Below are 25,846 nucleotides of genomic sequence, written 5' to 3'. Positions count from 1 at the left end.
CAGTACTTCCCTATGCCGCGATCGAGCCGATGGCAGAAACGAAGAGTTTGAGCCCATCAACTGAAGGGCCGGTCAGCGTTTCCACGGCGTGTTCTGGGTGGGGCATCAAACCGACTACTCGGCCGGTTTCATTGCTAATTCCGGCGATCCCGTTGACGGATCCATTGAAGTTTTCGGTATAGCGGAACACCACTCGACCTTCGCCTTCAAGCTTTTCGACGGTCCCCGCATCCGCCTGGAAGCGTCCCTCACCATGCTTGGAGGGGATGTAGATTTTCTCTCCAGCGCTGCAGGTATTCGTCCACGCGGTGGTGTTGTTTTCCACCACCAGGTGGGTATCCACGCAGTGGAAGTGCAGGCCTTGGTTACGAGTCAGGGCGCCTGGCAACAGGTGGGCCTCGGTAAGGATCTGGAAGCCATTGCAAATGCCCAGCACCGGCATGCCCTTATGCGCTGCGTCGATCACGGATCGCATCACTGGTGCCAGCGCAGAGATGGCGCCGGTGCGCAGGTAATCTCCGTAGGAGAAGCCTCCGGGTACGACCACGGCGTCGACCTGCTTGAGATCTTCATCGGCGTGCCAAAGCGAGACGGCTTCGGCACCTGCGAGACGGGCCGCACGGGCAGCGTCTACGTCGTCAAGCGTTCCTGGAAAGGTGATTACTCCGATCCTGGCGCTCATTCGGCCGCCTCGAAGATCACGTCGAAGTTTTCAATCACGGTGTTGGCAAGCAGGGTCTCGGCCATCTTTTCAATATCTGCGCGAGTCACGGCATCATCGACTTCGATTTCGAAGCGCTTGCCTTGACGCACATCGGCCACCCCCTCAACACCGAGGCGTCCAAGCGCACGAACGACGGCCTGACCTTGGGGGTCGAGGATTTCCGCCTTGGGCATCACGTTCACAACTACACGGGCCACGTTGATAAAGCTCCCTTTAAGGATGGTGAGTGTCAGTGTTGACGGCGATCGCCTTAGATCTAGGCGCATCGCCACACACGTTACCTGTGCGCCCCGTGAAGTATCCAAGCTCAAAGCCTGCACTACCCCCAACCGCGCAGCAGGGCGCTTGAACTGCACGTTTGCGGCTTTGCGCCAAGTAGAAACAAACTGCCAGCTAGCTTTAAACTTTTGTTCAACCATCACCTTTTAGGCACATGCACATCCTCATCGCTGCTGCTCAAGCGGGTAAATCAGGAAATATCAACGATTCCCAGCTATTCTTCAGGTTCAGCATTTATGCAGGTCAAAGCGCTAAACACCACCCTTGCCGGGCGTGATTACCCGTGCCAAACTTGGGTGCATCAGCCGGTCAGATACAGACCGACTCGATAGGAACAAAACCGATGTGGAAGGAGAGGGTTGTTTGATAGCTTCGCCGCTTCATCCGGCTAGCAGGATCGAGACTCTGTACCGCTAGTTCCGGAAATTGCCAACGGCGAGACGCGGTATAACACGTTGAGGGACACGTTATACCAGAGGTTTTCCCACCATGAGGGCATTGCGGGAACGACTTGGTTGAGGGGCTAAGCCCGTAATGAGTGTGGGAAGCCAGCCGCCGATTGGTATGAGGCATCTTCCTTTTGAGATAGAGGGTTACGCAAACTGGGCAGTCGAAAGACTGCCCAGTTTGTTGTTGTTATACCGGAAGATGCTCTTCGAGCACCTCGATCACCTTCATCTCATCCGGCTCCAGGCTGGGGGCAAAACGCCCAACCACCTTCCCCTCGGGTGAGACCACGAACTTTTCAAAGTTCCACTCAATCCCAGGGCCATCGCCAATGAGGTAGCTATACAGCGCGGTATCCAAAGAGCCTTTGGCCAGCAGCGGGAAGCTCACACCATAGTTGGCGTACTCCTTGGCAATCTGCTTGTCGCTCAAAGGCTCTTCTTGGAAGTCATCGCTTGGCACACCAATAACGAACAGGCCGCGCTGCATATAGTCCTGGAAGAGTTCTTCTAAGGTTTCCAACTGCTCCGTGTAGCCGCACTTCGAGGCGGTATTGACAATGAGCAGGCAGTGGCCTTGGAAGTCGGCCATGGTGGAGTCACGGCCATCGGCATAGGTGATGGGGATATCAAAGAAATTCATATCCCCTACTTTGCCGTTATTCGCGCACGCCCGCAGCCTGATTGGCAAGCCATGCGTACTCGAATGCGGTTTGGTGCCACTTTTCATAGCGGCCAGACACACCACCGTGGCCTGCCACCATCTCTGTCTTGAGCAGGAATTGCCCACCAGTGGCAGTGGCACGCAGCTTGGCAATCCACTTGGCCGGCTCCACGTAGAGCACGCGCGTGTCATTGAGTGAGGTGACTGCCAAGATATTGGGGTAATCCTTGGCCTCGACGTTTTCATAGGGCGCGTAGGAGGCCATGTACTCATAGACCTCCTGCTCGTGCAGCGGATCGCCCCACTCGTCCCACTCGGTGATCGTGAGTGGAAGCTCGGGCATGAGCATGGAGGTCAGCGGATCCACGAAGGGCACCACGGCCTCGATGGCCTTGAAGCGATCCCCGGCAAGGTTGGCCACGGCACCAACGAGCATGCCGCCTGCAGAGCCTCCCTCGGCCACAAGCTGCTCTGGTGTGGTCACACCACGTTTGATCAGGTGATCTGCCACGGCAATGAAGTCGGTGAAGGTGTTCTTCTTGGTCACGGTCTTGCCCGTGTCGTACCAGCCGCGGCCCATCTCGCCACCGCCGCGCACATGGGCCACGGCGAAGATCATGCCGCGATCCATCAGCGAAAGGCGCGCCACAGAAAAGCCCGGATCAATGCTCATCTCATAGGAGCCATAGCCATAGAGCAAGGTGGGGTTGGGTTTGCTTATAACCAGGTCCTTGCGGTGCACCAGGGAGATCGGGATGCGGATGCCGTCTTCGGCCTGCGCCCACAGGCGGGTGGCTACATAATCATCGGCGTTGTAGTGATACACCTCGCGCTCTTTGAGCACGGTGCGTTTGCCGGTGGCTACCTCATAGTCAAAGACTTCACCCGGCACGGTGAAAGAGCCATAGCTCATGCGCAGCACCGGTGCGTCCCACTCGGGATTGCCGGAAGAGCCCACGGAGTAGAGCTCCTCTTCAAATTCGAGCTCCTCGAAGGTGCTAAAGCCAGGATCCAGCTTCATCACCGCAACGCGCCCGATGGCGCCTGCACGGTAGCCCACCACGATTTGGCCGAGGTAGGTATCCACGCCTTCGATGCGCACGTCATCGCGGTGCGGGATCAGGGTGGTCATCTCGGTGGGGCGATCCAGCGGCGCCCAGGCCACCTCAAAGTTCGGACCGGAGAAGTTGTGGGTAATAATCCACAAGTCCTCGCCTTCCACGATTGCGTGGTCAAGGTCGTATTCCTTGCCCTTTTCACGCGGAATCACGCACTCGAATTCACCTTCGGGGTTGGTCTGCTCCAGCACCCACACCTCAGAGGTGATCTTGGAGGCCACCTCGATCATGAGGAAGCGATCGCTGCGTGTGGCACCGATGCCGACGTTGAAGCGCCCGTCTTCTTCACGGAACACACATACGTCCTGCTCAACAGGGGTACCGAGCTTATGGCGCCACACCGAATCCGGGCGCCAGGCCTCGTCCACGCGTTGATAAAACAGGTAGTCCTCCCCCGCCCACGTCGCACCGTAGAAGGCGTCGGGGATTTCGTCGACAAGCAACTCGCCGCTATCAAGGTTTTTGATCCGGATGGTGAAGCGCTCATCGCCGGAGGTGTCGGTGGAATAAGCCAGTAGCTTGCCTGAATCGCTTATCGACGCCGCGCCGAGGGAGAAGAACTCGTGGCCTTCGGCGAGCTCGTTCAAATCGAGCAGCACCTGCTCATCGGCAGGCGGGGTGGACTCGTCGATCACCGGTGGCACCCAGGTGCCCAGCTCAGCGGGAACACGGCAAGAAAGCCCATAGCTCTTGCCCTCCACGGAGCGGCTGTAATACCAATACGCGCCCTTGCGCTGCGGCACGGACATGTCCGTTTCCTTGGTGTGCTTCTTAATCTCTTCAAAGATGTTCTTGCGAAGCGTGGCCAGGTGCTCGGTTTCCTGCTCGGTGTAGGCGTTTTCCGCCTCCAGGTACTGGATGGTCTCATCCGATTCCTTGTCACGCAGCCACTCGTAGTTATCCACGAACTCAAAGCCGTGGTGGGTGCGGGTCTTGGGATGGATGGGGGCAATGGGTGGATTGAGCATGCGCACCATCGTAGCCAGTGGGGTCCGATTGCTGGGGGTGCCGGGCTTGAGTGCTGCACCTACAAAAACGTCCCGCCTCGTTTCTAGGAGGCGGGACGAAAAGTGCTGTGTTGTTTTTTAGACGCAGCAACCGATCCATTCATTGAACTTCTTGCCGGTGATGCGCTCAAAGGCTTCCACGTAGCGCTCGCGGGTGGCCTCTACCACCGAACCTGGCAGGTGCGGCGGGGTGGCGGTGGATTTCATATCCCACCCGGACTTGGAGCTGGTGAGCCAGTTGCGCACGTATTGCTTATCAAAGCTTGGTTGGACCTGGCCGGGCTCGTAGCCGTCGGCTGGCCAGTAGCGGGAGCTGTCGGGGGTGAGGACTTCGTCGGCAAGCACTAGGGTGCCGTCTTCGTCGATGCCAAATTCCAGCTTGGTATCCGCCAAGATAATGCCGCGCTCCTCAGCGAGCTTGGCGGCCTTGGAGTAGATGGCCAAGGTGGCCTCGCGCAGCTCATTGGCGCGGGCTTCTCCTAGCTTTTCTGCAACATATTCAAAGCTGACGTTTTCATCATGATCACCCAGCTCAGCCTTGGTGGCTGGGGTGAAGATGGGCTCGGGCAGCTTGCTTGCCTCTTCCAGCCCCTCGGGCAGCTTGACTCCGCACACCGAGCCGGTGGCTTCATATTCCTTCAGGCCAGAGCCGGTGAGGTAGCCTCGGGCGACGCACTCGAAGGGGATCATCTTCAACTTCTTGCACACCATGGCGCGCCCCAACACAGATTCGGGGATGGCGGGGTCGTCGATAGGCCCTGCGAGGTGGTTGGGGAAATCGAGGTGGTGGAAAAAGTACATGCTCATGGCGGTGAGCACGCGACCCTTATCGGGGATCTCTGGATCCAGGATGTGGTCGTAGGCGGAGATGCGATCGGAGACCACCATGAGCAGGCGGTCCTCATCGATCTCGTACATTTCGCGAACCTTGCCCGCGGAAAGATGTGCGTAAGTAGAAAGCTGAGGGCGCATGAAGGCCAAGTGTAGACCTCCCGCCCTCAGCACGAAACTTGATTCACACCGCCATAGGGCTAGAGGATCTCACCGGGGGTGTACTGAGCTGCCTCTGGGTAGCGATTGACCAGGTCACGCACCCGCGCCAAGACGCGATCCACCTGGGACTCGGCGGAACCAATAAAGGCGTGGCGATCTGCCAGCGCAGCCTCAATTTCTTCCTTATTCATAGGCAGACGCTCATCTGCTGCCAGCTTTTCGACGAGCTCCTGCTCCCCACCGTTTTCGCGCATGTTCAGCGCCACTGCCACGGCATTTTCCTTGATCACTTCGTGAGCAGTCTCACGTCCAACACCGGCGCGCACCGCGGCCATGAGGATGCGGGTGGTGGCGAGGAAGGGCAGGTAGCGCTCAAGCTCGCGGTCGATCATGGCCGGGAAGGCACCGAACTCATCCAAGACGGTGAGGAAGGTTTCAAACATGCCGTCGATGGTGAAGAAGGCATCGGGCAAAGCCACGCGGCGCACCACGGAGCAGAACACGTCGCCCTCATTCCACTGCTGGCCAGAAAGATCAGCCAACATGGTGAGGTAACCGCGCAGAATCACCTGCATGCCGCCCACGCGCTCGCAGGAGCGGGCATTCATCTTGTGCGGCATGGCCGAGGAACCCACCTGGCCTTCCTTGAAGCCCTCCGTCACAGTCTCGTTGCCGGCCATCAGGCGAATGGTGGTGGCAAGGCTCGACGGCCCTGCACCCAACTGCACCAGGGAGGAGACGGCATCGAAGTCCAAGGAGCGCGGATAGACCTGGCCAACGGAATCGAAAACATTGGCAAAGCCCAGATAATCAGCGATCTGCGTTTCTAAGGAGGCGAGCTTGGCCTCGTCGCCGCCGAGCAGATCCAGCATGTCTTGAGCAGTACCCATCGGGCCTTTAATGCCGCGCAGTGGGTAGCGGCTGAGCAGGTTTTCTACTCGCTCGATAGCCACCAGCATCTCTTCTGCAGCAGAAGCAAAGCGCTTGCCCAAAGTGGTGGCCTGGGCTGCCACATTGTGGGAACGCCCCGCCATCACGAGAGTCTTGTAATTAGCTGCGTGCTCAGCCAGGCGAGACACCACAGCCACGGCCTTGCCATGAATGAGTTCAAGTGAGCGGAACACCTGGAGCTGCTCAACGTTCTCGGTGAGATCGCGCGAGGTCATGCCCTTGTGCACATGCTCATAGCCAGCCAAGGCATTGAACTCCTCGATGCGAGCCTTCACATCGTGGCGGGTGACCTTCTCACGCTCAGCGATGCTGGCCAGATCTACCTGATCCACCACATCTTCATAGGCGCGGATGGCCTCGGCGGGCACGTCCACGCCGAGCTCGCGCTGAGCCTTCATCACAGCGATCCAGAGTTGGCGTTCCAGCACCACCTTGGACTCGGGGCTCCACAGGCTTGCTAGAGCCTCCGATGCATAACGGTTGGATAGGACGTTCGCGATTTTCTTTTTAGCCACGCCATTTAGTATCGCACGATAGTGGCGATGGGGTTTGATGGTTGCACCCGCTTGGGGCGTGGCGGGGTTTGGGGTGGAGGTGTTAGGAGCGCACGATCCAGGAATTGTCCTGGCCTGTGTGCTTACGCCTGAACCACTCGGCAGTAAAACTGGCTACCAACAGCACGATGAGCGCCACCCAAGTCAGCACTTCTTTGTGGATGATGGTTTGAGAAAACAGCAGCAAGAACAGCAGAAGATTCAGTGCCACAGACACCATGAGAATCCAGCGATTTGCCCCGGTTTCTTCCACCAGGCGTAGGTGGCCGAGGTTGACGGTGGCGTAGACCAATAAGAAGGCCAAGCTGGCGAGCTGGCCTACAGCCGAAAGCGGGAAGATCACCACGAAGATGGCAGCAAAGATGGCGGTGGCAAAAATGCCGAGGTTGCCGCCGAACTTGGTGGGCTTTTCAAAGGCCTTCGGAATCTCATTGGCATCGGAGATATTGATGCCCAAATTTTGATCGCCGAACATGGTGGAATTGACCGCCGATGCAGTGGCCACGAGGGCTGCGACACCGATGGCCGTAAAGCCGATGGCACCGAGTACTTGGCGCCCGGCATCGGCAAGCGCATGGCCTTCTGCCGCCTCGGCACCATGGGCGCCGATGGATCCGATCACCACCACGCTGGATGCGATGTAAACGAGCATGACCACACCTAAAGCCAAGTACATGGCCTTTGGGAGCTGCTTTTTGGGGTTACTCATGCTGCCTGCGGCATTGGTGACCACACCGAAGCCCTCATAGGTGACATACAGCAGGCCGGCTGCAGAAAGCACACCGAGGAGGCTCGCGCCGCTTTCTTTGGCTACGGCATCGCTAAAAGAAGATGGGCTCACGTGCACCAGGCCGATCACGATGAAGGCCAGGAGAATGACGAGCTCTACCGCGATGATGATGGTTTGGGTGCGCGCGACGAGTTTGGACCCGAAGATATTGATCATCACCGAAGCCGCGATGATGCCCACGCCGATGAGCTTGCCCACCCAAGGCGAATCGTGCAGGTGGAAGATCACCTTGGCATATTCCGAGAAACCTGCTGCATACAAGGCGATGGCGACGATCCAGCCGAAGTACTGAAAGATGTTCATGCCTCCGGCAATTAAGCCATTGCCGAAGCCCTGGATAAGAAACTGCGCGGCCCCTCCCCTACTGGGGTACTTCATGCCCAACTTTGAGTAGGAGTAGACGGAGAAGGCCGCGACGAGGCCGCCAATGAAAAATGCCAGTGGTAACCACGCACCGGCTGAGGCGCTGGCTAAGCCTACGAGGGTGTAGAGCCCGGCGCCCATCATGCCGCCGACGCCGATCGCCGCAGCGCCGACCACACCGATGGAGCCCTTGCTGGCCTTCGCGTTTGAGGGTTGGTTCATGAGGGACCTCGTTTAGGTGAAAACGTTGTTGTTTATCGGATGCACTTAAGAATAGGTGCATGAGGTGCTTGGGTGCGCGGGTTTTGCGGGAGGGGGCGCTCCGATTTTTCATCGGCATGGTGGTTAACCTCGGGGCGGTCACAGTTGTGTTCGTTTCAACCTTACTTTTGCGCTGTGTTGATTTTTCCTAAGCGTTGACGCAGGATGTGGCTCCTACGTTCTTCATTACGCTGGCTCACTTCCTGCTCCGAGGTGCTTTCATGGAAATCATTTCCTGACCACATTGCTTGCCGCAAGTCTTCGTTGCGTTGATCGCGACATCGCTGACGTTCACTGCACTGCATGGAACCAATCCAAATATGGGAGTCAGGGCATAGCGAACCTGGTAATTTTCGGTTTGTTGTTTGCCCTTCTTGATTGATAAGAGGCATTTCTCGGAAGACTGGCGCAAGCCACGCTTTCTAAAACATGTTCTTGGGCATTACCTGCGGTTCCTGTGCCAGCGGTGTGGTGATGGAGATGCACTGATTCACGCTCAGTCACGCCCGGGAAACAACTTCTTACTAGCGGAGAGTTCGACACGAAAGGGGACATCATCGCACCGATCGCGGGAATCGCGCTGATCGCCTTCTGTTTGAAGAAGCCCCAGCACAGAATGAGAAGCCAGAGACCGTTCGCACAGAGTAGCCGTTTTCCTTACCGCGGGGTAAAGAACGCTCCGAGACCGCAGGTGCATCAGGCTTCTACACCATTGCAACAGAGATGTAACAGCCCTAGGCTTTTACATGTTCTCAGCTAAGACCACAGAAGAGTTGTTTCTCACGACTGAGTTGGGTTTCATGAGCGCCGAATCGACGCTCTGTTGTTGTGGTGCCTTGCGATGGCGCGAATCCGAGAAAGGAAACTGAAGGCTACATCAGCCCCATGCCCACGGTGAGGGCATCATCGCGGACGGCTCTAGCAGAGCCCATAAGCTCCAGCGCGGAAAACGTCATCGGATGCCCCGCTCATCACCCACTCTTGATGTCGCGGACCTCGGGCCACCCCTCGATGCACAGGCTGGCAAACACCATCACTCAACCAACCATCTTCTCCCCCAGGCTGACTCCACGTAGCTGCTCGGAATTCAGCTGCGCCATCGTCATGTAAGCGTGAATCTAATATAAGTACAGAGTTTTCAGGGGGTAGAATGATCGCCATGGCGGCCCGTCGCCATGTTCGTGAACTTCGCATCCACGATAACCAAGCAGCCCTCAGAGCCCACCAGAGTGATGTCCGTCATCATTCGCGGTAGCTTCGGCTCCTACCCCACGGGCTCGCCGGAGACGTCATCCACAGCCCAATGGAGGCTCCTCGCGCCATGCACCCGCCATCCATGCGGCGTCAAATAAAAGCAATAGAGTCCCAGGAGAGCGGCCCCGAACAACTTTCGCAGCTTCTCCTCGCTGAGATCCGACGGCTTCACGGCAGCGTGACCCGTCCCACAATCAGAAAGCAGGAGCTGCAGAACCAGGGAGGCTAGCGCCACGGGCTTTCGTCCCTGCCGCGATAACCGACCACGAGGCTTGGGTGCATCCGCTTGGAAGGTAACGCCAGCGCTAGTCAAGATCCGGCACAACTGCCGAACCGGCGCCGGGAGAGCCACGGCCTCTTTGGTTCGCTCGATCGTTAGAGTGCCGTAGCGCTGCCCGGGCTTACTCATCACCTGCACCATGGTGGCCGCGCGGTGCAGCGCCTTAAGAGATACCGGTTCACCAGGCTATCCACCGTAATATCGGTAAATGTGCAGTTGATCTGGACATTTTCCAGCAGTTGCCCAACCAGCGCCGGCAGGACGTTGATCTTGCCACGTGGCCGGGTGAGGTTCTTCTTTTCCGCCAATGCGTGAGGATGGCCTCAAGATCGTCTTGGGGATGAAGCAGCCTGCATCCACAATGTCCGCGACGGTGTACTTGATGGCTGCCTCTACTGCCTCCGAGCTACCGGCATTGTCTGCCGGGTGCGCCGTAGGCGACGATGGGGTTTCCTCTGGTTCCACGTCCGTATCGCCACCCCAAGGGATCCGGTACTCGGAGTCCGATACCTCCGCGAACGTTGCTGGCAGCGTTGCATCTTGGGCGAGCCAGGCAACCATATTATTACAAAATTCGTTTTACTCACGCCCGGTGACGGATCGAGGCAACTTCGCCTACGCAATGCGCGCAGCTATCGGCTCTCCATCTGGCGATTCGGCAGCGGTCAGCCCTTGGAGATAGACCATGGTGCGCTAGTCGAGTGGCGAGTAGTGCTGAGATCAGATTCAAAACAGCTATATGGTGTACGACCCGCGCGCGTCCTGCAATTGCTACATCGAAGACTCAACGAACCTCTCGCGGGCTTCGCCTTCGGCGCCTAGTTCCAGCTCGACGCCGCCACTGCCGTATTCACCCGATGTCTCCTAATTGCGGGGCGCCAGCGGGGCTATCGCGTTGGGCGGGGACAGGTGGGGTGTTCAGTGACACCAGCTCCAGCTCGACGGTGAAGAGCGCCCAGATGTTGTCATCGAAGGCGGTGTTGCCTGCGTGAGGATCCCGCGATGCGAACCTGGAGCAAATATTGTTTACTTGGAGCACTCTATCGAATCCATTGGGCAGGAGCGAGTTAAGTTTGAGGGCTAGCTTGAATCCGCTGCAAACGAATTTTACTGCTCAAGGAGATTTTTCCATTGATCACCACGAGGATGGTGAATGAGCCTACATCATCGGCTTCGTAACGCCCACCGCCTCTGCCGTAGATCCATAGGCGGCTACTACAGCGAGGGATGCCCGGACGCCTCGGCCACTTCACAAAGTTCGGGAAGCAGCTCTGCGCGACGGTTTTGATAGTGCTTGAGTGTGTTTGCCATCTCAGCAAATTAGGGAACCCAGCTTAGACCCTGTTCGTAGTTAACTAGCAACGGCTCCATAGAGCTAGGATCTTCCTTTTTTTGAGAGCACCGTTTCAATTCTCGCGGCTGCGTTCTTTCACGTCCCAGAGAATGCAGGGCGAGAACGCAAAGTTGTTCCGAATGTTCGTTCTAAACTCCTGTATCAAAAGACGTCCGAGCTCCCGCGGCGAGGAAACGCAAATGCGGCGCTTTTCGACCGCCTCAACTGGGGCAATAGTAAGTTCGCCGAGCGATAGTTACCATGTGGACATTCCTAACTAGAGACGACTTGGTGCCATTGCCGAGCACCAGCTTACGGGCGCTGACCTGAAGGCAATTGCGGAAAAGTAGATCGACAGGTGGGTAAAACTATGTACCCCATAGATGGGAAGAAACTAGATTAAGACGCGGCGCCTCTCAAATGGGCGATACCCAAAACGGTCAATTAACCTAGTAAAAACCATGCGTCGAACTTTCAAAAAAACCTAACTAAGACCACCGGACCTACTAGACAACGAAGGTCAACTTGGCGGTAAACCAGCGAACGTCTGAAAACATAAAACGCGGACAGGCAGTCGAGAACCGGGTAAATTCTTTAGCCAACCGCGACTTCCACGTGATTAGCGCACACTAACTGCAACTTTCTTAGCTAAGGCAAAAATGCAACGCAAAGAGACTAAAGGGTTTGTCACGGGAACCGGCCGAAAACCACACACGGATAGCTTAAATTCATTTCGCCTCCCGGAGCCAAGAAATCAGATACCGAGGCACGGTTTTGGCTCACCAAACCCACTGAAACAGCAGAATCAATATATGAACCTAGCTAGGAAAAGCAATTCGCAAGTAGCCTAACAAGACTCTACCTAACGCCCGACCCTGACAACCTCGAACAAGCAAGAACACTTGTTCAATAAAATCGAAGTGAGATGAACTAGACGGAAACTAATCCGTAGGCACACAACAAGTCACTCGAGGATCTCTCGGCAGAAACAAACTTAGCCCTCCTTAAACTCAAGGACAGGATCGAGATGGCTCTTCACCAAGGCCAAGGCATTCACCACCTCCTCTTCCCCCTCTCTTTCTCGGAACAGACTCGAAACCCAACTAACATAGTCGTCGGTCTGCAGAAAGGCGCTCTCTTCCTTAGCAGACGATAGCTCTTGCCTGAGAAACTCCTTGGCATAATTGCCGGGAAATAAGGAAGCAAGGCACTTTCGTGAACCATCAGACTCCAAACAAAAATCCTGGCGGTGCCAATCTGAGCGGTCGGCACCGACAACTCGGTTAACTCCATCACGCTTTTCCAGCTTCCACAGCTCACCGAACGGCTGGTTCTTGTTGAGCCAGTTGACGAACTTTTCACCAAAAAGCACTTCTGCTACAAACCAGTCTGGGTTCCTGCCGGGGAGAAACGACAAGTGCCTTTGCATCCATTTTAGATAATTCACATTTTCTTCAACTAACCTTTTGTATTCCACATTCGAATCAAGAGCCAATTTCGACACCTTTGAGTCAAAGGCTAGCTTGCGATAAAGGGATTCAATGCATTCTTTACCTTGCTGATCATCGGTGGCCGAAATCGCTGAGAGGTCTGAATCAACTCTTCCGCTCCATTTGTCAAAGTTCATTATCCTTCCATAAACGGGGTGCCCATCGTCATCAATCAAAAGCCGGTCAAAGGGGCACTGATCCCCGTCAAGAATCACGGCAGATCGGGTGTCCGTTTGACGGAACAAAACCTGCAGAGCATTTTTTGCGAGCTGCCCCGCACCACCGGGGAAAACAACTACGTTATACGGAACCGCCGTTTGAGCCGGAGAGTACCTCCTCAAAACGGCATCAACCAACAACTTTGCCATCACATCCTCCACAAAAACAGTGGAGCGCGCAGAATTTAGATCGTCCCCCAACCTTTCGAAAGCAACTGACGGATCGCAACGCTGCGAGGGGATGGAGCTAATTCCAGTTTCTGAATCAAAAGCTACATACTTTATAGCTTCGTGGGGAAGACGAGCAATGATGAACGGCGAATGTGTCGAAATAATGATTTGAGCTCGGTAACGCTTAGAGAAGTCAAGCAGAAACATCATGAGACGTTTTTGAGCCTCTGGATGTAGCGACGTTTCAGGCTCATCCAAACAAACTATCCGCCCCTCAGGAAATACCCCCTTATCAGACCCCAAAGAACCTTTTGAATCTGTCAGATCGTCCCAATCGGTCGCGAACATTTGTAATTCATACAGAGCCTTTACTACGCCAAATTCACCACTTCCAGCGTGAGCTTCAGAGAACCTGATTTCCGAATTCTTTTGTAAAGTCTCGCTATCGACCACATCGCCCGAACTATCGAAGGGATCCCTTCTGGTGAACCAGATAGAATACCCCATTGGGCCATACATCTTGTGCTTAATAATACGAATACTTTGATAGTCCTTATCCAGTATCCAATTTACAATCTCAACAAGGTTGGAATCCAAAGTAGCGTCATGATTGCTATCAACTTTTGCGAGAACCTCTTTATTTTTTGTGGTCCCATCGAACACTTTGCGAAGCTTCTCAGCGGATCGTAAAATCCTTATCCTACGCTCATCTTCAGTTTTCAGATACCTAACCCCCGAGCTGTGGTATCTAACCTTATCGTAGGCACTAATCTCTGTCCGATAATCAAAAAAGGCGACTGTGGCCGACATAGGGTTCCATCGATCCCTTTTATTGCTGAGAAATCGATCCAGCCCACTAGCTGGGATAAAGTAACCTTTTTTGAGTGCCTTAGTTGGCTCCCAATAATCTGGGTCAAGGCCTCCAGGGAAAGCTCTTTTCATGCTTTTTTGGTAAATTGCTTTGTGACACGAGCCTTCCTGACTCTAGCGAGCACAATGTCTTTGGTGTCTTGATGCAGGAAACCTTGGTTAGGCTCACCTATCGAGCGAATTTCCTCCTTGGTGGCCTTGCCTGCCACATATCTGTACGAGAAAGTTTGATTTGGCTGATCTTTGATTTCATCAATTTTGCTCGAAAACCAGAATTTCTTGAGGCTAGCTCTAGCCGGAGCACCCGCAACAGCCTGCAGCACAGACGATTTTCCACCCCCATTGGCGCCAACGAGTACAGTTATTGGAAAATCGAAGGACACTACCGTGCCCAGCTCGAAACTCTTATATTTATCCAACGTGAGTTCCCTAATTGAACTTCGACCCCACACTTTTGGATCCCACATTTTCTGCAGATCCGCGACCAAGTCTCCCGCTTTCGCGTTGTCTAAGATCGTTTTGGTAACAAATTTGGCCAATTTTAAAACCTTTCCTGGTCGCCACTCTCGCACTTTTCGATAACCCGCCCAATTAGCGCCGCCAGGTGAACTGGAACAGCATTGCCTATTTGACGGGCGATAGAGGTTTTAGAGCCAACCCACTTATACGTATCTGGAAAGCCTTGGATACGGGCAGCCTCCAGAAGGGTCAACGCCCTGTTCCTCTCTGGATGCAAATACCTTCCCTTTTCAGGCTTGAAAAATTCCGTCCGTATAGTCACTGACGGCCGCTCCCAATCTAAGCGACCCATAACATCGCTTGCGCCTGTTGAATGTTTTTTCCAACAATCAGGTAGCAGGTGGTCAGGAATATCGTGCCTATTTCCATTTTTCTTTATATACGAAAATCTTTCTATGGAGAGCTCGGCATATTTTCTGTTCAGGTGGAGCTCTTTGCCGCAAAATGGCCCCTTGAGGGTCGCCCCGTTCAAATCGATCGTCCTTCGACCTAATTCTGTTTCATTCGGACTGTAGTTTAGGTCGAAAATTACATCCTTCAGAGTCGACCGTTTAACCTTGGCCATTTCTGCATTTATTAATTCTTCAACGAGCGGTATCATTCCACCACGACGATGACCGATAATGATTGCTCTCTTACGGTTTTGAGGAACTCCACAGTCGGCCGCGTTGATTATGGTTGAGAATAACTCGTAAGATCCTAGCCAGTCGTTCTGCAGATTTTCTGCCATGCGCTGGAACTCTAGGCTCTTTAGGAAATTTGGCACATTCTCGATAATTAGCCAAGTGGGTTTAGTCTCCGCCACAACCCTTACATATTGTTCCCAAAGTTTATTCCTCGGATCCTCCTGGGATTTTTTCCCCAAGCTTGAAAATCCTTGGCATGGCGGTCCCCCTGCTAGAATGTCAACCCCTATATCTTCCATTTCCCATTGTTCTATATTTTGATTGTATACTTTAGCCTCGCGATGATTTAATTGAAATGTTGCGGCTGCATCACGGTTCGCCTCGATAGCGGCCACCGTTTTGATCGATTGACTTCCTGTTTCAAGCCCCAGACTTAGGCCGCCCGCACCGCTAAATAGATCCATTAGTCGTAGAGCTTTCATATTCCGCATTCTTTTGTGTCTTCGTGCATCTTGCGTGTTCTAACATTAACCTGGCGAGTTAGGCAACCAAATTCGCTGGTTAAGAGCCGGAAATGGAGCTCAATTTCTTCCCCAGGTAGAGAACGTAGTTTCTTTGATTCACTGTGTTTTTTACAATAAAGCAGGTTTTCAACTAGCCGTTTAATTTTGTAGTTTGTCATCCTACAGATTTTCCCCACTGCTTTGAGCATTTCAACTGCTTTGGAGATCTAGACGACACCTATATCCAGCGCCTAAGTTTTGTTCTCGGTTCTTGTTCTTGAGGTTACTGTTCGCCAATTACGAGCGATCCCGGCAGTGCAGGATCCCGGCCATGTGTAAATCACCCGTTGAGGGGACAGTCCAGCCGGGCACCTGTTGCAATTCAACATACAACGCCCCCGGCACATGTCATGCGGTTGCGTAAATCACTTGACCCCATAGGAGAAGATCCGATGGCCTTTCCACCAAGTAAGCAATCGCTTGACACCCCACCACCACCCACCACCTCACCAAAAATCCACCACGCGGGAACGTCGAAAAGCGAAGCAAACACTCATGGCAATTCACGCATATACTGTGTTCTCATGGGAGATGCAGTGAGCACAGAGTCCTACACGCCGCGTCAACGCACGCGCTACCGCCAACGCCTCATGGATGATCTGGAGGTGTTTGATAGGCATCTGCAAGAAGCAGAATTCATTGATAAGGGCACCATCGGCCTGGAGCTGGAGCTCAACCTCGTGGATGAGGATATGCAGCCAAAGTTGTGCAATGCCGATGTGCTTGACGCGCTGCCCAAAGAGCACGCCGATGAATACCAGTCCGAGATCGGCGCCTACAACGTAGAGCTCAATCACCCACCGCTTTCCATTTCCGGCGATGGCCTGCGCGAACTCCACGATGGCCTCACGCAGCGCCTCGACGTGGTCCGCGAGGCCGCTAACAAGGCCGGCGCTAAGGTGGCCATGATCGGCACCCTGCCCAGTGTCACCACCGATTTCTTGCACAGCCCGGATTGGATGACTCCCGAGAATCGCTACAAGGCGCTTTCTAATTCCGTGTTGGAATCGCGCGGCGAGCTGGTGCGCATCGATGTGGAGCGCCAGGAGCGCTACCACGAGGATTTTGAAGACGTTGCGCCCGAATCCACCTGCACCTCCATCCAGCTTCACCTGCAGGTAGCCCCGGATCGCTTCGCTGCGGCGTGGAATGCTTCGCAGGCCATCGCCGGTGTGCAGGCCGCGTTGAGTGCCAACTCTCCGCTTTTTGCAGGCCATAAGCTCTGGCACGAGTCGCGCATTCCCGTCTTCGAGCAGTCCATCGATACCCGCACGCCCGAGCTGATCACCCAGGGTGTGCGCCCGCGCGTGTGGTTCGGCGAGCGCTGGATTACCAGCGCCTTCGACCTCTTCGAGGAAAACGTTCGCTACTTCTCCCCACTCCTGCCCGAGGACCGCGTGGAGGCCGGCACCCCGATCATCACCGACGGCAAGCCCGGCCTGCACTACTTGAACCTGCAAAACGGCACGATCTGGCGTTGGAATCGTCCGATCTATGATCCAAACACTGAGCTTTCGCACATCCGCGTGGAAAACCGCCTGCTTCCGGCAGGCCCGAGCGTGGCAGATATCGTCGCCGACGCCGCCTTCTACTACGGCTTGGTCAATTTCTTGGTTGGCCAAACTCGTCCCGTGTGGTCGCGCCTTTCTTACCAGGACGCCACCAGCAACTTCTTCGCCGGCGCCCGCGATGGCCTCTACGCCCACCTTGAGTGGCCTACCCTTGGCCGCATTCCCGTATCTAAGCTCGTCACCGATCACCTGCTGGAGTACGCCGAGCAGGGCTTAAAGCAGCTTGAGGTGGATCCAAAGCTTATCGACGAAAACCTGAGCATCATCGAAGGCCGTGCTCAAAGCCAGCAAAATGGCGCCACATGGCAGCTCGTGGCCTTAGAAAACGCCACCGCCGCCGTAGTGTCTGAGTACCGCGAGGCCCAAGGTGAGCAAGCGCTTGCTACGAGCGATCTGCTCGATGCGCCCGATACGCCGCTTCGTCGCGAGGCCATTGCCCGCATGCTCAAGGCCTATATTGCCCAGCAGCAAACCGGCAAGCCCGTACATACCTGGTCTACCGAGGTGCACTAGGCCCCGCACACCACAAAGGGGGCGCCTGGCTTTTGGCCGGTGCCCCCTTTGTGGGTTGTTGATTGTTGTTAGCTCGCGGGCTCAAGTGCTGGCTGTGGATCTTCTGCGATGTCTTCTTGGGCAGATACTCCGCGCAGCATCACGGTGGCAAAAACGGCCAACCCAACCATGATGCCCATGGCTACCCCGCCGGTGGAGGCAAGGGCATTGGTGAAGGCATCCGTTGCCGCTGCCGCTAGCTGAGCGCCGAGCTCGCCTGGCAATTCTTGGGCAAAGACTAAGGCTGTGGCCAGTGTTTCTTCTGCCCCTTCTACTACCTGCGCAGGAAGGCCCGCGGGCAGTGCGCCTTCCACGCCGCTGCGGTAGAAGCTCAGCAGCAGCGAGCCCAAGATGGCAATGCCGAAGGAGGTGCCGAGCTCATAGCCGGAGTTGCTAATAGCCGAAGCCTGCCCGGATTCCTCGGGCCGCACCGAGCTCATGATCAGATCATTGGTGAGCGTGAGCCCGATGCCTGAGCCCAGGCCCACCAGGCACAGCGCCACCGACACGAACCAGGGGTGCGTGGTGGGCGTTAACGCCATGAGCATGGCAAAGCCACTACCGGTAATGAGCATGCCGCTTGCCACGATCGCAGCGGTGGGCACCTTCTTTACCAGCGCCGAGGCAATAAAGCCGGCGATGGCAGAAACGAATGCTTGGGGTAGTAGCCACAGTGCGGCCTTGATAATGCTCAGCCCGGCGACCAACTGCAGGTATTGGGTGAGGGCAAAAAGTGCACCCACCATGGCAAAGACAGAGAGCAGGTTGGTAAGCACTGCGCCGGTAAAGGCCTTGTTTTTAAACAGCCGCACGTTAATCATCGGCTCGGCCAGGCGGAGTTGGCGTGCCACGAACACGCCCAGCAGCAGTGCACCTGCTGCCACGGTGAGCAGTGCTACTGCGGTGTCTTCATCATTGGCCAGCGTTTTTACGCCATAGACCAAAGCGATCATGCCGCCGAGCGACAAGATGATGCTTAAGACATCCACGCGCCCTGGCGTGGGGTTTTTGCTTTCTGGCACCAAGGTGGGGGCAAGGATGAGCAGCAGGAGCATGACGGGCAGGTTCATAAAGAAGGCAGCGTGCCAACTGAAGTATTCGATAATCCAGCCGCCCACGATTGGCCCTGCGGCCGCTCCCAATGCGCCCATGGCGGCCCATACGGCCATGGCGATGCGGCGTTGATCGCGGTCGAGGAACATGTTGCGGATCAGCGATAGGGTGCCCGGCATCATCATCGATCCGGCCACGCCCAATAGTGCTCGGGCAAAGATCAGTGTTTCGGGATTGGGCGAGAGCCCGCCGATGATCGATGCGATGGAAAACAGCCCTGCGCCGATGAGCAAGACTCGCTTGCGTCCGAAGCGATCTCCCAGGGAGGCCATGGTGATCAGTAACCCGGCCAGCATGAGCGAGTAGATATCCAGGATCCAGAGTTGCTGGGTGCCTGTGGGTTGGAGGTCTTGGGTGATCTCTGGCAGTGCGAAGACTAAGACCATGCCGTCGATGGCAATAAGGAGCATGGGAAGCACGAGTACTGCAAGCCCGATCCATGACTTCTTAGTGGCTTTGGGTGTTGTTGCCTGCGCCATGATGCGCCCTTCCTTTCTTTGGTTGTAGTGCGTTGTGTTTTAAGGCCTTGGTGTGCGAGGCGGCATCTGCTGTGCAGCCTCGTCGGCAGGTTCGCCGTTTACTTCACCAACTGGTGCAGTATACCAAATGGTATAGTTACTTTTGATCGGAGGCAACATGGCAAGAAAAAACGCACGTAATGGCCTAATTCAGGCAGCACTGGAAGTAGTAGAAGAAGGCGGAATGGGAGCACTCAGCCTTGATACCGTCGCCCAAAAAGCAGGGGTGACCAAACGCGGCCTGCTCTACCACTTCCCCACCAAGCACGCACTGATTACCGGCGTGCACCAACAACTGGCAGCACACTTCGAGCAAGCACTAGAACAAGCCACCGGACATACCCCGCAACAAGCAACGCTGCGCGAACGCACCAAAGGCTATGTCGAAGCAGCGCTGAACGCACCAAGCGTGGGCGAAAAACGCTTTCTTATCGAGGCATCCCAAGAACCCGAGTGGCTTGAGCCCTGGATGCAGGTGTATCTGCGATGGTTCCCCGAGGATCAAACCCCCATTGGCGAGCTCAGCAAAGAAGAACTCCTCTGCCTGGTGGCACGCATGAGCGCCGATGGCGCCTGGGGGTATCTCTACGCCACCGGTTCTGCCTTAGACGATGCCAACCGCAAGCGTTTAAGCAGCACCATCTTGCAAAACCTCTAGCACACACAAAAAAGCCCAGAAGGTTGATCAACCTCCTGGGCAACACCTCGCCTTAAAGGCGTGGTTGCGATCGTTTTAGTCTGTCGTGCCGAAGCGCTCGAGCTCATCCGGGTGCCCGGCAGCAAGCACCAGATCGCCCGCCTTGAGCACCATATCGGACTCGGAAGGCCCGAAGCGCCCACCGGCACGGCGCACGGCAATGATCTGCACACCCTTGATATCCGATACCTTCTTGCCCAGATACGACACCGGCGGCGCTACTTTTTCAATGGCGTAGTCGCGATCGAATTCTGCATACTCTTGTACGCGGCCATTCATCAGGTGCGCGATGCGTCGGCCAGTGTCTTGCTCGGGGCGAATCACGTGGTGCACACCGATCTGGCGCAAGATCTTGGCGTGGGGATTATTCACGGCCTTGGCCCAAATGCTCGGCACCTTCAAGTCCACCACCGTAGAGGCGGTGAGCAAGGAGGCGCCCATGTCGGTACCAATGCCAACCACCACGCGCGAGGCCTCGTCCACCGAAAGCTGGCGCAGCGCCTCCACATTGGTGGTATCGGCGGTAGCGGCGAAGGTGAGCACCTGCGATGCCTTATCCACCACCGATTCATTGCTATCGATACCGAGGACTTCTACGCCGGTATTTACCAGCTCTTCGCCCAAGGCCATGCCGAATCGACCAAGGCCGAGAATGACCACGGGGGCGTGATTATGATGCTTAGCCAATGAGAGGCCTTTCGTCGGGGAAACAGTACAGACGTTTACTGTCTCGGCTTGCAAGTGCGGATACCAACGACACCGGGCCGATACGGCCGGCGAACATCAGCACCACGATGATGAGCTGAGCAACCTTGGGCAGATCGCCGGTAATGCCGGTAGAAAGACCCACCGTGCCAAAGGCACTCACTACCTCGAAGGTTACTCGTTGAGGATCAAATTGTGGCGCCACCAGCATGATCAGCATGATCGCGCTCACCACCAACAAACCAGCCATCACGGTAACGGCAATGGCCTGGCGCACCGAGCGATTAGGAATGCGGCGCTTGTGCACCAGCACATGTTCATCACCGCGGACTTCTGCCACCATCACCGCAAGGATCACTGCCATGGTGGTGATCTTCATGCCACCTGCCGTACCACCGGTGCCGCCGCCGATGAACATCAAAATATCCGTCAGCAGCAGCGAGTTCGGGTGCATCGCACCAATATCTACGGAGTTAAAGCCAGCGGTACGCGAGCTTACCGAGTGGAAGAAGGCAGAAAGGATCTTCGTGGGCGTATCCAAATGCCCAAGCACACCGGTCCACTCGATCACGGCGGTGCCAACAAAGCCCACGGTTAAAAGCGTGACGGTACCGACCATGACGAAGATGCCGGAGATAGAAAAGCGAGGGGGTGCTTGTCGACGCCGCCGTGCCCGCCACCGCCGATAAAACTCAAGGAGCAGCGGGAAGCCTAGGCCACCGATGATGATGGCAAAGGAGATGGGCAAGATGATGATCCAGTCGCCCACGAATTGCACCAGGTTATCGCTTTTGAGCGAAAAGCCGGCGTTATTAAAGGCAGAGATGGAGTGGAAGGTGCCTTCCCACAGGCTTGCCGCCCAGTCGTAGCCATAGGCGTGAAAGCGCAAGGTGAGGATGATGCCCAGGACCGTTTCTACCGCCAGGGTAAAAGAGATGGTGGCGATCAGCAGGCCTTTAACTTCACCCAATTGCCTGCCGCGGCCTTCTGCGGCGGCATTAAGCCTGCTGCGCACGCCGATGCGTCCGGCAAGTACCCAGCTGACGAAGGTGGTCAGCGTCATGATGCCCAAACCGCCGAGCTGGATCAGGATCAAGATGATGAGTTGACCAAAGTGCGTCCAATAGGTTGCGGTATCCACCACAATCAGGCCGGTCAGGCACACCGCAGAGGTTGCGGTAAAAAGCGCGGTAACAAAATCGGCGCCACCGTCGCCGGTTTTGGACACGGGCAACAGCAGCAACAGGCAGCCAACAAGGATGAGGCTGCCAAAGCTACTGGCCACAAGTCGGGCTGGTGTCTTATGCACGAGCCGTTAGCTTACTCGCGAGGTTTTGGCCCGACAATTAATAAGCGCTTTAAATTCCGATCTCTCCGCGCTCGGCTTTGAGCGCAATATCGCTGCGGAAATGGGAGCCCTCAAGCGCAATGCCATCTAATGCCTCATAGGCTCGGGCACGCGCAGTGGCCAGGTCCTCGCCCACACCGATGACATTGAGCACGCGGCCACCTGCCGAAACAAGCTTCTGGCCATCAAAAGCAGTGCCTGCGTGCAGCACCGGCTTGCCTTCTACACCGTGGATTACTCCCCCGGTTCGAGGAGACTCGGGATAGCCCTCGGCCGCCAATACCACCGTCAGTGCGTAGCCTGGCTGCCAATCCAGCGGCGGCAATGCCGCTAATTGACCCTGCGCAACGGCCGATAACACCCCCGCAAGTGGGGTATTCAAAAGTGCGAGCACAGCCTGGGTTTCAGGATCACCGAAGCGGCAGTTGAACTCCACCACCGCAGGACCGTCCTCGCCCCAGGCCAAACCGGCATACAACAGACCGGAATAAGGGGTGCCGCGGCGAACCATCTCTTTAGCTACTGGCACGCACACCTCATCCACGATGCGCTGGGTAGCATCCTCCGGCAGCCACGGCAGCGGAGCATAGGCGCCCATACCACCGGTATTGGGGCCTTCATCCTGATCAAAGGCGCGCTTGTAATCTTGGGCGGGCAGCAGGGGCACCACGGTGGAGTCGTGCACAAGGCAAAACAGCGATACCTCGGGGCCATCGAGGAAGCTTTCCAGCAGCACCGGGTTACCGGCAGCCAATACCGCGCGGGCGTGATCCTTGGCCTGCTCTAGATCGCGGGTCACCACCACGCCCTTGCCGCCGGCAAGGCCATCGTCTTTGACCACATAGTTCGGACCGAAGCGACCGAAGGCCTCGTCCAAGCTGGCCTCATCGGCACCGGGCTGAATGCTTTCTGCATGGGCGGTGCGCACACCGGCTGCGGCCATCACATCTTTGGCAAAAGCCTTTGAGCCTTCGATCTGCGCTGCCGCTTTGCTGGGGCCAAACACGGCAAAACCTGCATCACGCAGTGCATCTGAAACACCGGCTACCAGTGGGATTTCTGGGCCAATCACCACCAGATCTGCATCGACCTTCTTGGCAAGGGCGACCATAGCCTCGGCATCATCTACCGGGCCGGCATCCACATGGCACGTAGCTAGCTGGGCAATACCAGGATTACCTGGTGCCGCGTGCAGCTCTGTTACCTGCGGGTCCTTGCTCATACCAAGCGCAAGCGCATGCTCGCGCGCTCCAGAACCAATCAGAAGAATGCGCATAGGCCTTAGTGTATCTAGCCCTGCCAGCACGGGTGCCCCTGCACAGCGCCATCCCGCTACCCTTGATGGGCATGAGCGTGTTTAGCAAAATCATCGCAGGTGAACTCCCAGGCCGATTCGTCTACCGCAGCGAAGACGTGGTGGCGTTTCTTACCATCGAGCCGCTTGCCTACGGCCACGTGCTCGTGGTGCCAGTACAAGAAGTAGATCGCTGGACCGATCTTGATCCAAAACTCTGGGCTCGCCTCAGCGAGGTTGCCCAAGAGATCGGGCAGGCAATTATCAAGGCTTTCGACGCCCCACGCGCGGGCTTTATCATCGCAGGCTTCGATGTGCCCCACACCCACATCCACGTCTTCCCCACTTCACAGATGGCCGATTATGACTTCTCCCAGGCCATGGGCATGAATGAGACAGACCCAGCGCTCATGGACGACGCCGCCAAGCGCATCCGCGAGGCACTCGAGGCTTAATGGCACTGCTGAAATGGGTGCCACCCATGGGCATCCTCCCAGCCTCGCCGCCGATCCAAGGCGGCGAGATACCCGTGCTGTTTTTGCACGGCACGTTAGGTTCGCCAGGCAACTTCGAATTCCCGGCGCGAGCCCTGGCCAACCGCGGCAGGGCATTTGTGGCCCCACGCTATGGCTCCCACGGCACCGATTCCTTAGATACTTCCTTAGCCGAGCTCAGTGGCTATGTGGCCAAGCTCGAAGCCCAAGGCATTAAGCAGGTAGATATTGTGGGCCATTCTGCCGGCGGGCTGCTGGGGTTAAGGCTTGCACATAAACACCCCGGGTTTGTGCGCGGATTAATTGGCTTAGGCGCGGCCTTTAAAGGCGTGCCGCGCTCATTGCCGCTGAATCGTCTAAGCAGACCAATGCTAAGCCCCTTGGTCAGATTTGTTGCAGGCCAAGTGTTTGTAGATATCACCCAACAGCTTGCAGCCCAGATCCCAGAGGGGCTGCAGCTTATCTCCATCTACTCCACTGCTGATCGCATTGTGCCTGCGGCCTCAAGCCAGCTTGGGCGCACCATCGAAATAGCCGGGGTGCGCCACGAGGAATTGCCGCGCCAAACAGTGCCGATCCTTGAGGCCCTAGCGCTGATTAAGTAGCACTTTGGGTCTGCGGGGGCGTGCGCTTTGGGTCTTTGGGCAAGTCGATGCGAAACACCGTGCCCTTGCCCAGCTCGCTTTGCACACCAATGCTGCCCTTGTGGGATTCCACCAGGGTTTTGGTAATGGCCAAGCCCAAACCACTGCCGCCGGTAGCACGCGCGCGGGAGGTATCGGCTCGGTAGAAACGCTCGAAGATGTGCGCGGCGTCTTCTTCGCTTAAACCAATGCCATCGTCTGCGACTTCGATGGTGACCCACCCGGGCGTGGCGTCGAAAAGCTTGATAGCCACCTTCGCCTCCTCACCACCGTGCTTGATGGCATTGACGGTGAGGTTGGTAAGCACCTGGTGCAAACGGGCAGCATCGCCACGAACCACGGGGATGGCCTCACATTCGCTGCGCACATCGATGCAACGGCCTGGATACGCAGCACGCAGGGAGGATGCCACCGAAAGGGAAAGCTCGAGAATATCTACGTCCGCTTCTTCAAAGCGGGAACCCTCGGCGCGAGTCAGTGCTAAAAGATCCTCCACCAGCACGCTCATGCGGCTAGCCTCGGCCTCAATGCGCTCAAGCACGAGCTTTGCATCATCGGTAGCCCCCGAACGATAGAGCTCGGCATAGCCTTTGACGCTGGTCAGCGGGGTACGCAGCTCGTGGGAGGCATCGCCTACAAAACGACGCATCTGCTCTTCTTTATTCTGCAGCTCGATAATGGAGCCCTGCAGCCGCTCAAGCATCACGTTGAGCGAATGGGAAAGCTCGCCAACCTCGGTGTTTTCCCCACCTTCTGGCACGCGGCGATCAAAATCACCCGAGGCAATGGCCTTGGCCGTGGCCTCAACCTCACGCAAGGGGCGAAGCGCGCGGTGCACGAGGAAGAAGGCAAACAAGGCAGTAATCATCAGCACCGACATGCCAATCACCACCTGGCCTATGGCCAAGCGCTGCAAGATCATCGACTCCTGGGCAATATCCTTGGCCACCACGGTGGTAACACCGTTATCGGTTTGAGCCATCACCCGCCAATGCACATCGGAATCACCCTTGGACTCCACCGTTTGAGGCCCACGCCCCGGCTCAACGGCATCAAGATCCGGGGCCGAGTCGTGCTCATTAAATTCCAGCGCGGTGCCATCGGGGAAGAACTTCACCGCATAAAAATCCGTGGGCGGGCGCGCTGCCACCGAGGTGGAATCGTGAAAGAGCGAATCCTGCGAAGCCCAGCCGCCAAGGCCGCGCTCCAAATCGGCATCGATGCGCGAATACACCAACTCCACCATGGTGCGATTGACCGCCACCGAACTGGCGGCAAGGCCTAAACCAGACACCACCACGATGATGATGGTAAGCCCCAAACGCAGCGGCACTGCCTTGAGCCCGGCTGGTTTGGAAGACTGCCCCGAACCTTTTTTGCGCTTCTTTGCAGGCGGATCTACCACCGCAGAAGCATAGGGGTTAGCAACACTCATG

General features: G+C 56.3%; 21 protein-coding genes. 4 read left to right on the top strand and 17 right to left on the bottom strand.

Annotated elements, in window-relative coordinates; translation table 11 throughout:
- Positions 1-10: 10 nt before the first annotated feature.
- The 12 genes from purQ to CPPEL_RS01885 all read right to left on the bottom strand — a co-directional run bounded on the left by purQ (position 11) and on the right by CPPEL_RS01885 (position 15,393).
- On the bottom strand, positions 11-682 hold the full coding sequence (gene purQ, locus CPPEL_RS01940) for a phosphoribosylformylglycinamidine synthase subunit PurQ (RefSeq protein WP_123959565.1): 672 nt from the start codon (positions 680-682) through the stop codon (positions 11-13).
- On the bottom strand, positions 679-921 hold the full coding sequence (purS, locus tag CPPEL_RS01935) for a phosphoribosylformylglycinamidine synthase subunit PurS (protein WP_123959564.1): 243 nt from the start codon (positions 919-921) through the stop codon (positions 679-681). Before purS ends, purQ begins: the two co-directional genes overlap by 4 nt.
- A gap of 718 nt (positions 922-1,639) precedes the next feature.
- Positions 1,640-2,092 (bottom strand): glutathione peroxidase, encoded by a 453-nt coding sequence (locus CPPEL_RS01930; RefSeq protein WP_123959563.1) that lies wholly within the window; start codon positions 2,090-2,092, stop codon positions 1,640-1,642.
- A gap of 16 nt (positions 2,093-2,108) precedes the next feature.
- Positions 2,109-4,208: a S9 family peptidase gene (locus tag CPPEL_RS01925; protein ID WP_123959562.1), complete on the bottom strand. Its 2,100-nt coding sequence runs from the start codon at positions 4,206-4,208 to the stop codon at positions 2,109-2,111.
- A gap of 108 nt (positions 4,209-4,316) precedes the next feature.
- Positions 4,317-5,210 carry a phosphoribosylaminoimidazolesuccinocarboxamide synthase gene (locus tag CPPEL_RS01920; protein ID WP_123959561.1) on the bottom strand — a complete coding sequence of 298 codons (894 nt, stop codon included), beginning with the start codon at positions 5,208-5,210 and terminating at the stop codon, positions 4,317-4,319.
- Between the two features lie 59 nt (positions 5,211-5,269).
- Complete coding sequence (gene purB / locus CPPEL_RS01915; RefSeq protein ID WP_371869484.1) at positions 5,270-6,697, bottom strand: adenylosuccinate lyase; 1,428 nt, start codon at positions 6,695-6,697, stop codon at positions 5,270-5,272.
- Positions 6,698-6,779: 82 nt separating this feature from the next.
- Positions 6,780-8,111, bottom strand: a complete 1,332-nt coding sequence (locus CPPEL_RS01910) for an APC family permease (RefSeq protein WP_123959559.1) — start codon at positions 8,109-8,111, stop codon at positions 6,780-6,782.
- A gap of 1,759 nt (positions 8,112-9,870) precedes the next feature.
- Complete coding sequence (locus CPPEL_RS01905; protein ID WP_123959558.1) at positions 9,871-10,245, bottom strand: hypothetical protein; 375 nt, start codon at positions 10,243-10,245, stop codon at positions 9,871-9,873.
- Between the two features lie 289 nt (positions 10,246-10,534).
- Positions 10,535-10,723 carry a hypothetical protein gene (locus tag CPPEL_RS01900; protein WP_123959557.1) on the bottom strand — a complete coding sequence of 63 codons (189 nt, stop codon included), beginning with the start codon at positions 10,721-10,723 and terminating at the stop codon, positions 10,535-10,537.
- A gap of 1,288 nt (positions 10,724-12,011) precedes the next feature.
- The gene (locus CPPEL_RS01895; RefSeq protein ID WP_123959556.1) at positions 12,012-13,838 is read right to left on the bottom strand and encodes an AAA family ATPase; all 1,827 of its coding nucleotides are present in this window, start codon (positions 13,836-13,838) and stop codon (positions 12,012-12,014) included.
- A complete protein-coding gene (locus CPPEL_RS01890; RefSeq protein WP_123959555.1) occupies positions 13,835-14,305 on the bottom strand; it encodes an AAA family ATPase in 471 nt (156 codons plus the stop codon). Before CPPEL_RS01890 ends, CPPEL_RS01895 begins: the two co-directional genes overlap by 4 nt.
- Before the next feature lie 2 nt (positions 14,306-14,307).
- Entirely contained in the window at positions 14,308-15,393 is a 1,086-nt protein-coding gene (locus tag CPPEL_RS01885; RefSeq protein WP_123959554.1) for a DNA cytosine methyltransferase, read from the bottom strand.
- A 605-nt stretch (positions 15,394-15,998) separates the two neighbouring features.
- Here CPPEL_RS01885 and CPPEL_RS01880 point away from each other — a divergent pair.
- Positions 15,999-17,558, top strand: a complete 1,560-nt coding sequence (locus tag CPPEL_RS01880) for a glutamate-cysteine ligase family protein (RefSeq protein WP_123959553.1) — start codon at positions 15,999-16,001, stop codon at positions 17,556-17,558.
- A 68-nt stretch (positions 17,559-17,626) separates the two neighbouring features.
- Here the strand turns inward: CPPEL_RS01880 and CPPEL_RS01875 are convergent, their stop codons facing one another.
- A complete protein-coding gene (locus tag CPPEL_RS01875; protein WP_123959552.1) occupies positions 17,627-19,189 on the bottom strand; it encodes an MFS transporter in 1,563 nt (520 codons plus the stop codon).
- A gap of 157 nt (positions 19,190-19,346) precedes the next feature.
- Here CPPEL_RS01875 and CPPEL_RS01870 point away from each other — a divergent pair, with 157 nt between their 5' ends.
- Positions 19,347-19,886: a TetR/AcrR family transcriptional regulator gene (locus CPPEL_RS01870; protein WP_123959551.1), complete on the top strand. Its 540-nt coding sequence runs from the start codon at positions 19,347-19,349 to the stop codon at positions 19,884-19,886.
- Between the two features lie 75 nt (positions 19,887-19,961).
- On the opposite strand, the gene CPPEL_RS01865 is transcribed toward CPPEL_RS01870, so the two are convergent.
- Genes CPPEL_RS01865 through purD form a run of 3 tightly spaced genes read right to left on the bottom strand, consistent with a single transcriptional unit; the run spans position 19,962 to position 23,254 of the window.
- Positions 19,962-20,612 carry a potassium channel family protein gene (locus CPPEL_RS01865; RefSeq protein ID WP_281270500.1) on the bottom strand — a complete coding sequence of 217 codons (651 nt, stop codon included), beginning with the start codon at positions 20,610-20,612 and terminating at the stop codon, positions 19,962-19,964.
- Positions 20,605-21,939, bottom strand: a complete 1,335-nt coding sequence (locus CPPEL_RS01860; RefSeq protein ID WP_123959550.1) for a TrkH family potassium uptake protein — start codon at positions 21,937-21,939, stop codon at positions 20,605-20,607. Before CPPEL_RS01860 ends, CPPEL_RS01865 begins: the two co-directional genes overlap by 8 nt.
- A 49-nt stretch (positions 21,940-21,988) precedes the next feature.
- A complete protein-coding gene (gene purD, locus CPPEL_RS01855; RefSeq protein WP_123959549.1) occupies positions 21,989-23,254 on the bottom strand; it encodes a phosphoribosylamine--glycine ligase in 1,266 nt (421 codons plus the stop codon).
- Between the two features lie 71 nt (positions 23,255-23,325).
- On the opposite strand from purD, the gene CPPEL_RS01850 reads away from it, so the two are divergent.
- Positions 23,326-23,727: an HIT family protein gene (locus tag CPPEL_RS01850; RefSeq protein WP_123959548.1), complete on the top strand. Its 402-nt coding sequence runs from the start codon at positions 23,326-23,328 to the stop codon at positions 23,725-23,727.
- The gene (locus CPPEL_RS01845) at positions 23,727-24,371 is read left to right on the top strand and encodes an alpha/beta fold hydrolase (protein ID WP_123959547.1); all 645 of its coding nucleotides are present in this window, start codon (positions 23,727-23,729) and stop codon (positions 24,369-24,371) included. Before CPPEL_RS01850 ends, CPPEL_RS01845 begins: the two co-directional genes overlap by 1 nt.
- On the opposite strand, the gene CPPEL_RS01840 is transcribed toward CPPEL_RS01845, so the two are convergent.
- Complete coding sequence (locus CPPEL_RS01840) at positions 24,364-25,845, bottom strand: sensor histidine kinase (RefSeq protein ID WP_123959546.1); 1,482 nt, start codon at positions 25,843-25,845, stop codon at positions 24,364-24,366. The genes CPPEL_RS01845 and CPPEL_RS01840 overlap by 8 nt on opposite strands.
- Between the last annotated feature and the right edge of the window lies 1 nt (position 25,846).

This window comes from Corynebacterium pseudopelargi, from assembly GCF_003814005.1.
GTDB classification, from domain to species: Bacteria; Actinomycetota; Actinomycetes; order Mycobacteriales; family Mycobacteriaceae; genus Corynebacterium; species Corynebacterium pseudopelargi.
Note: the sequence above shows the minus strand (reverse complement) of the source record. Positions and strands in the feature narration are given on the sequence as shown.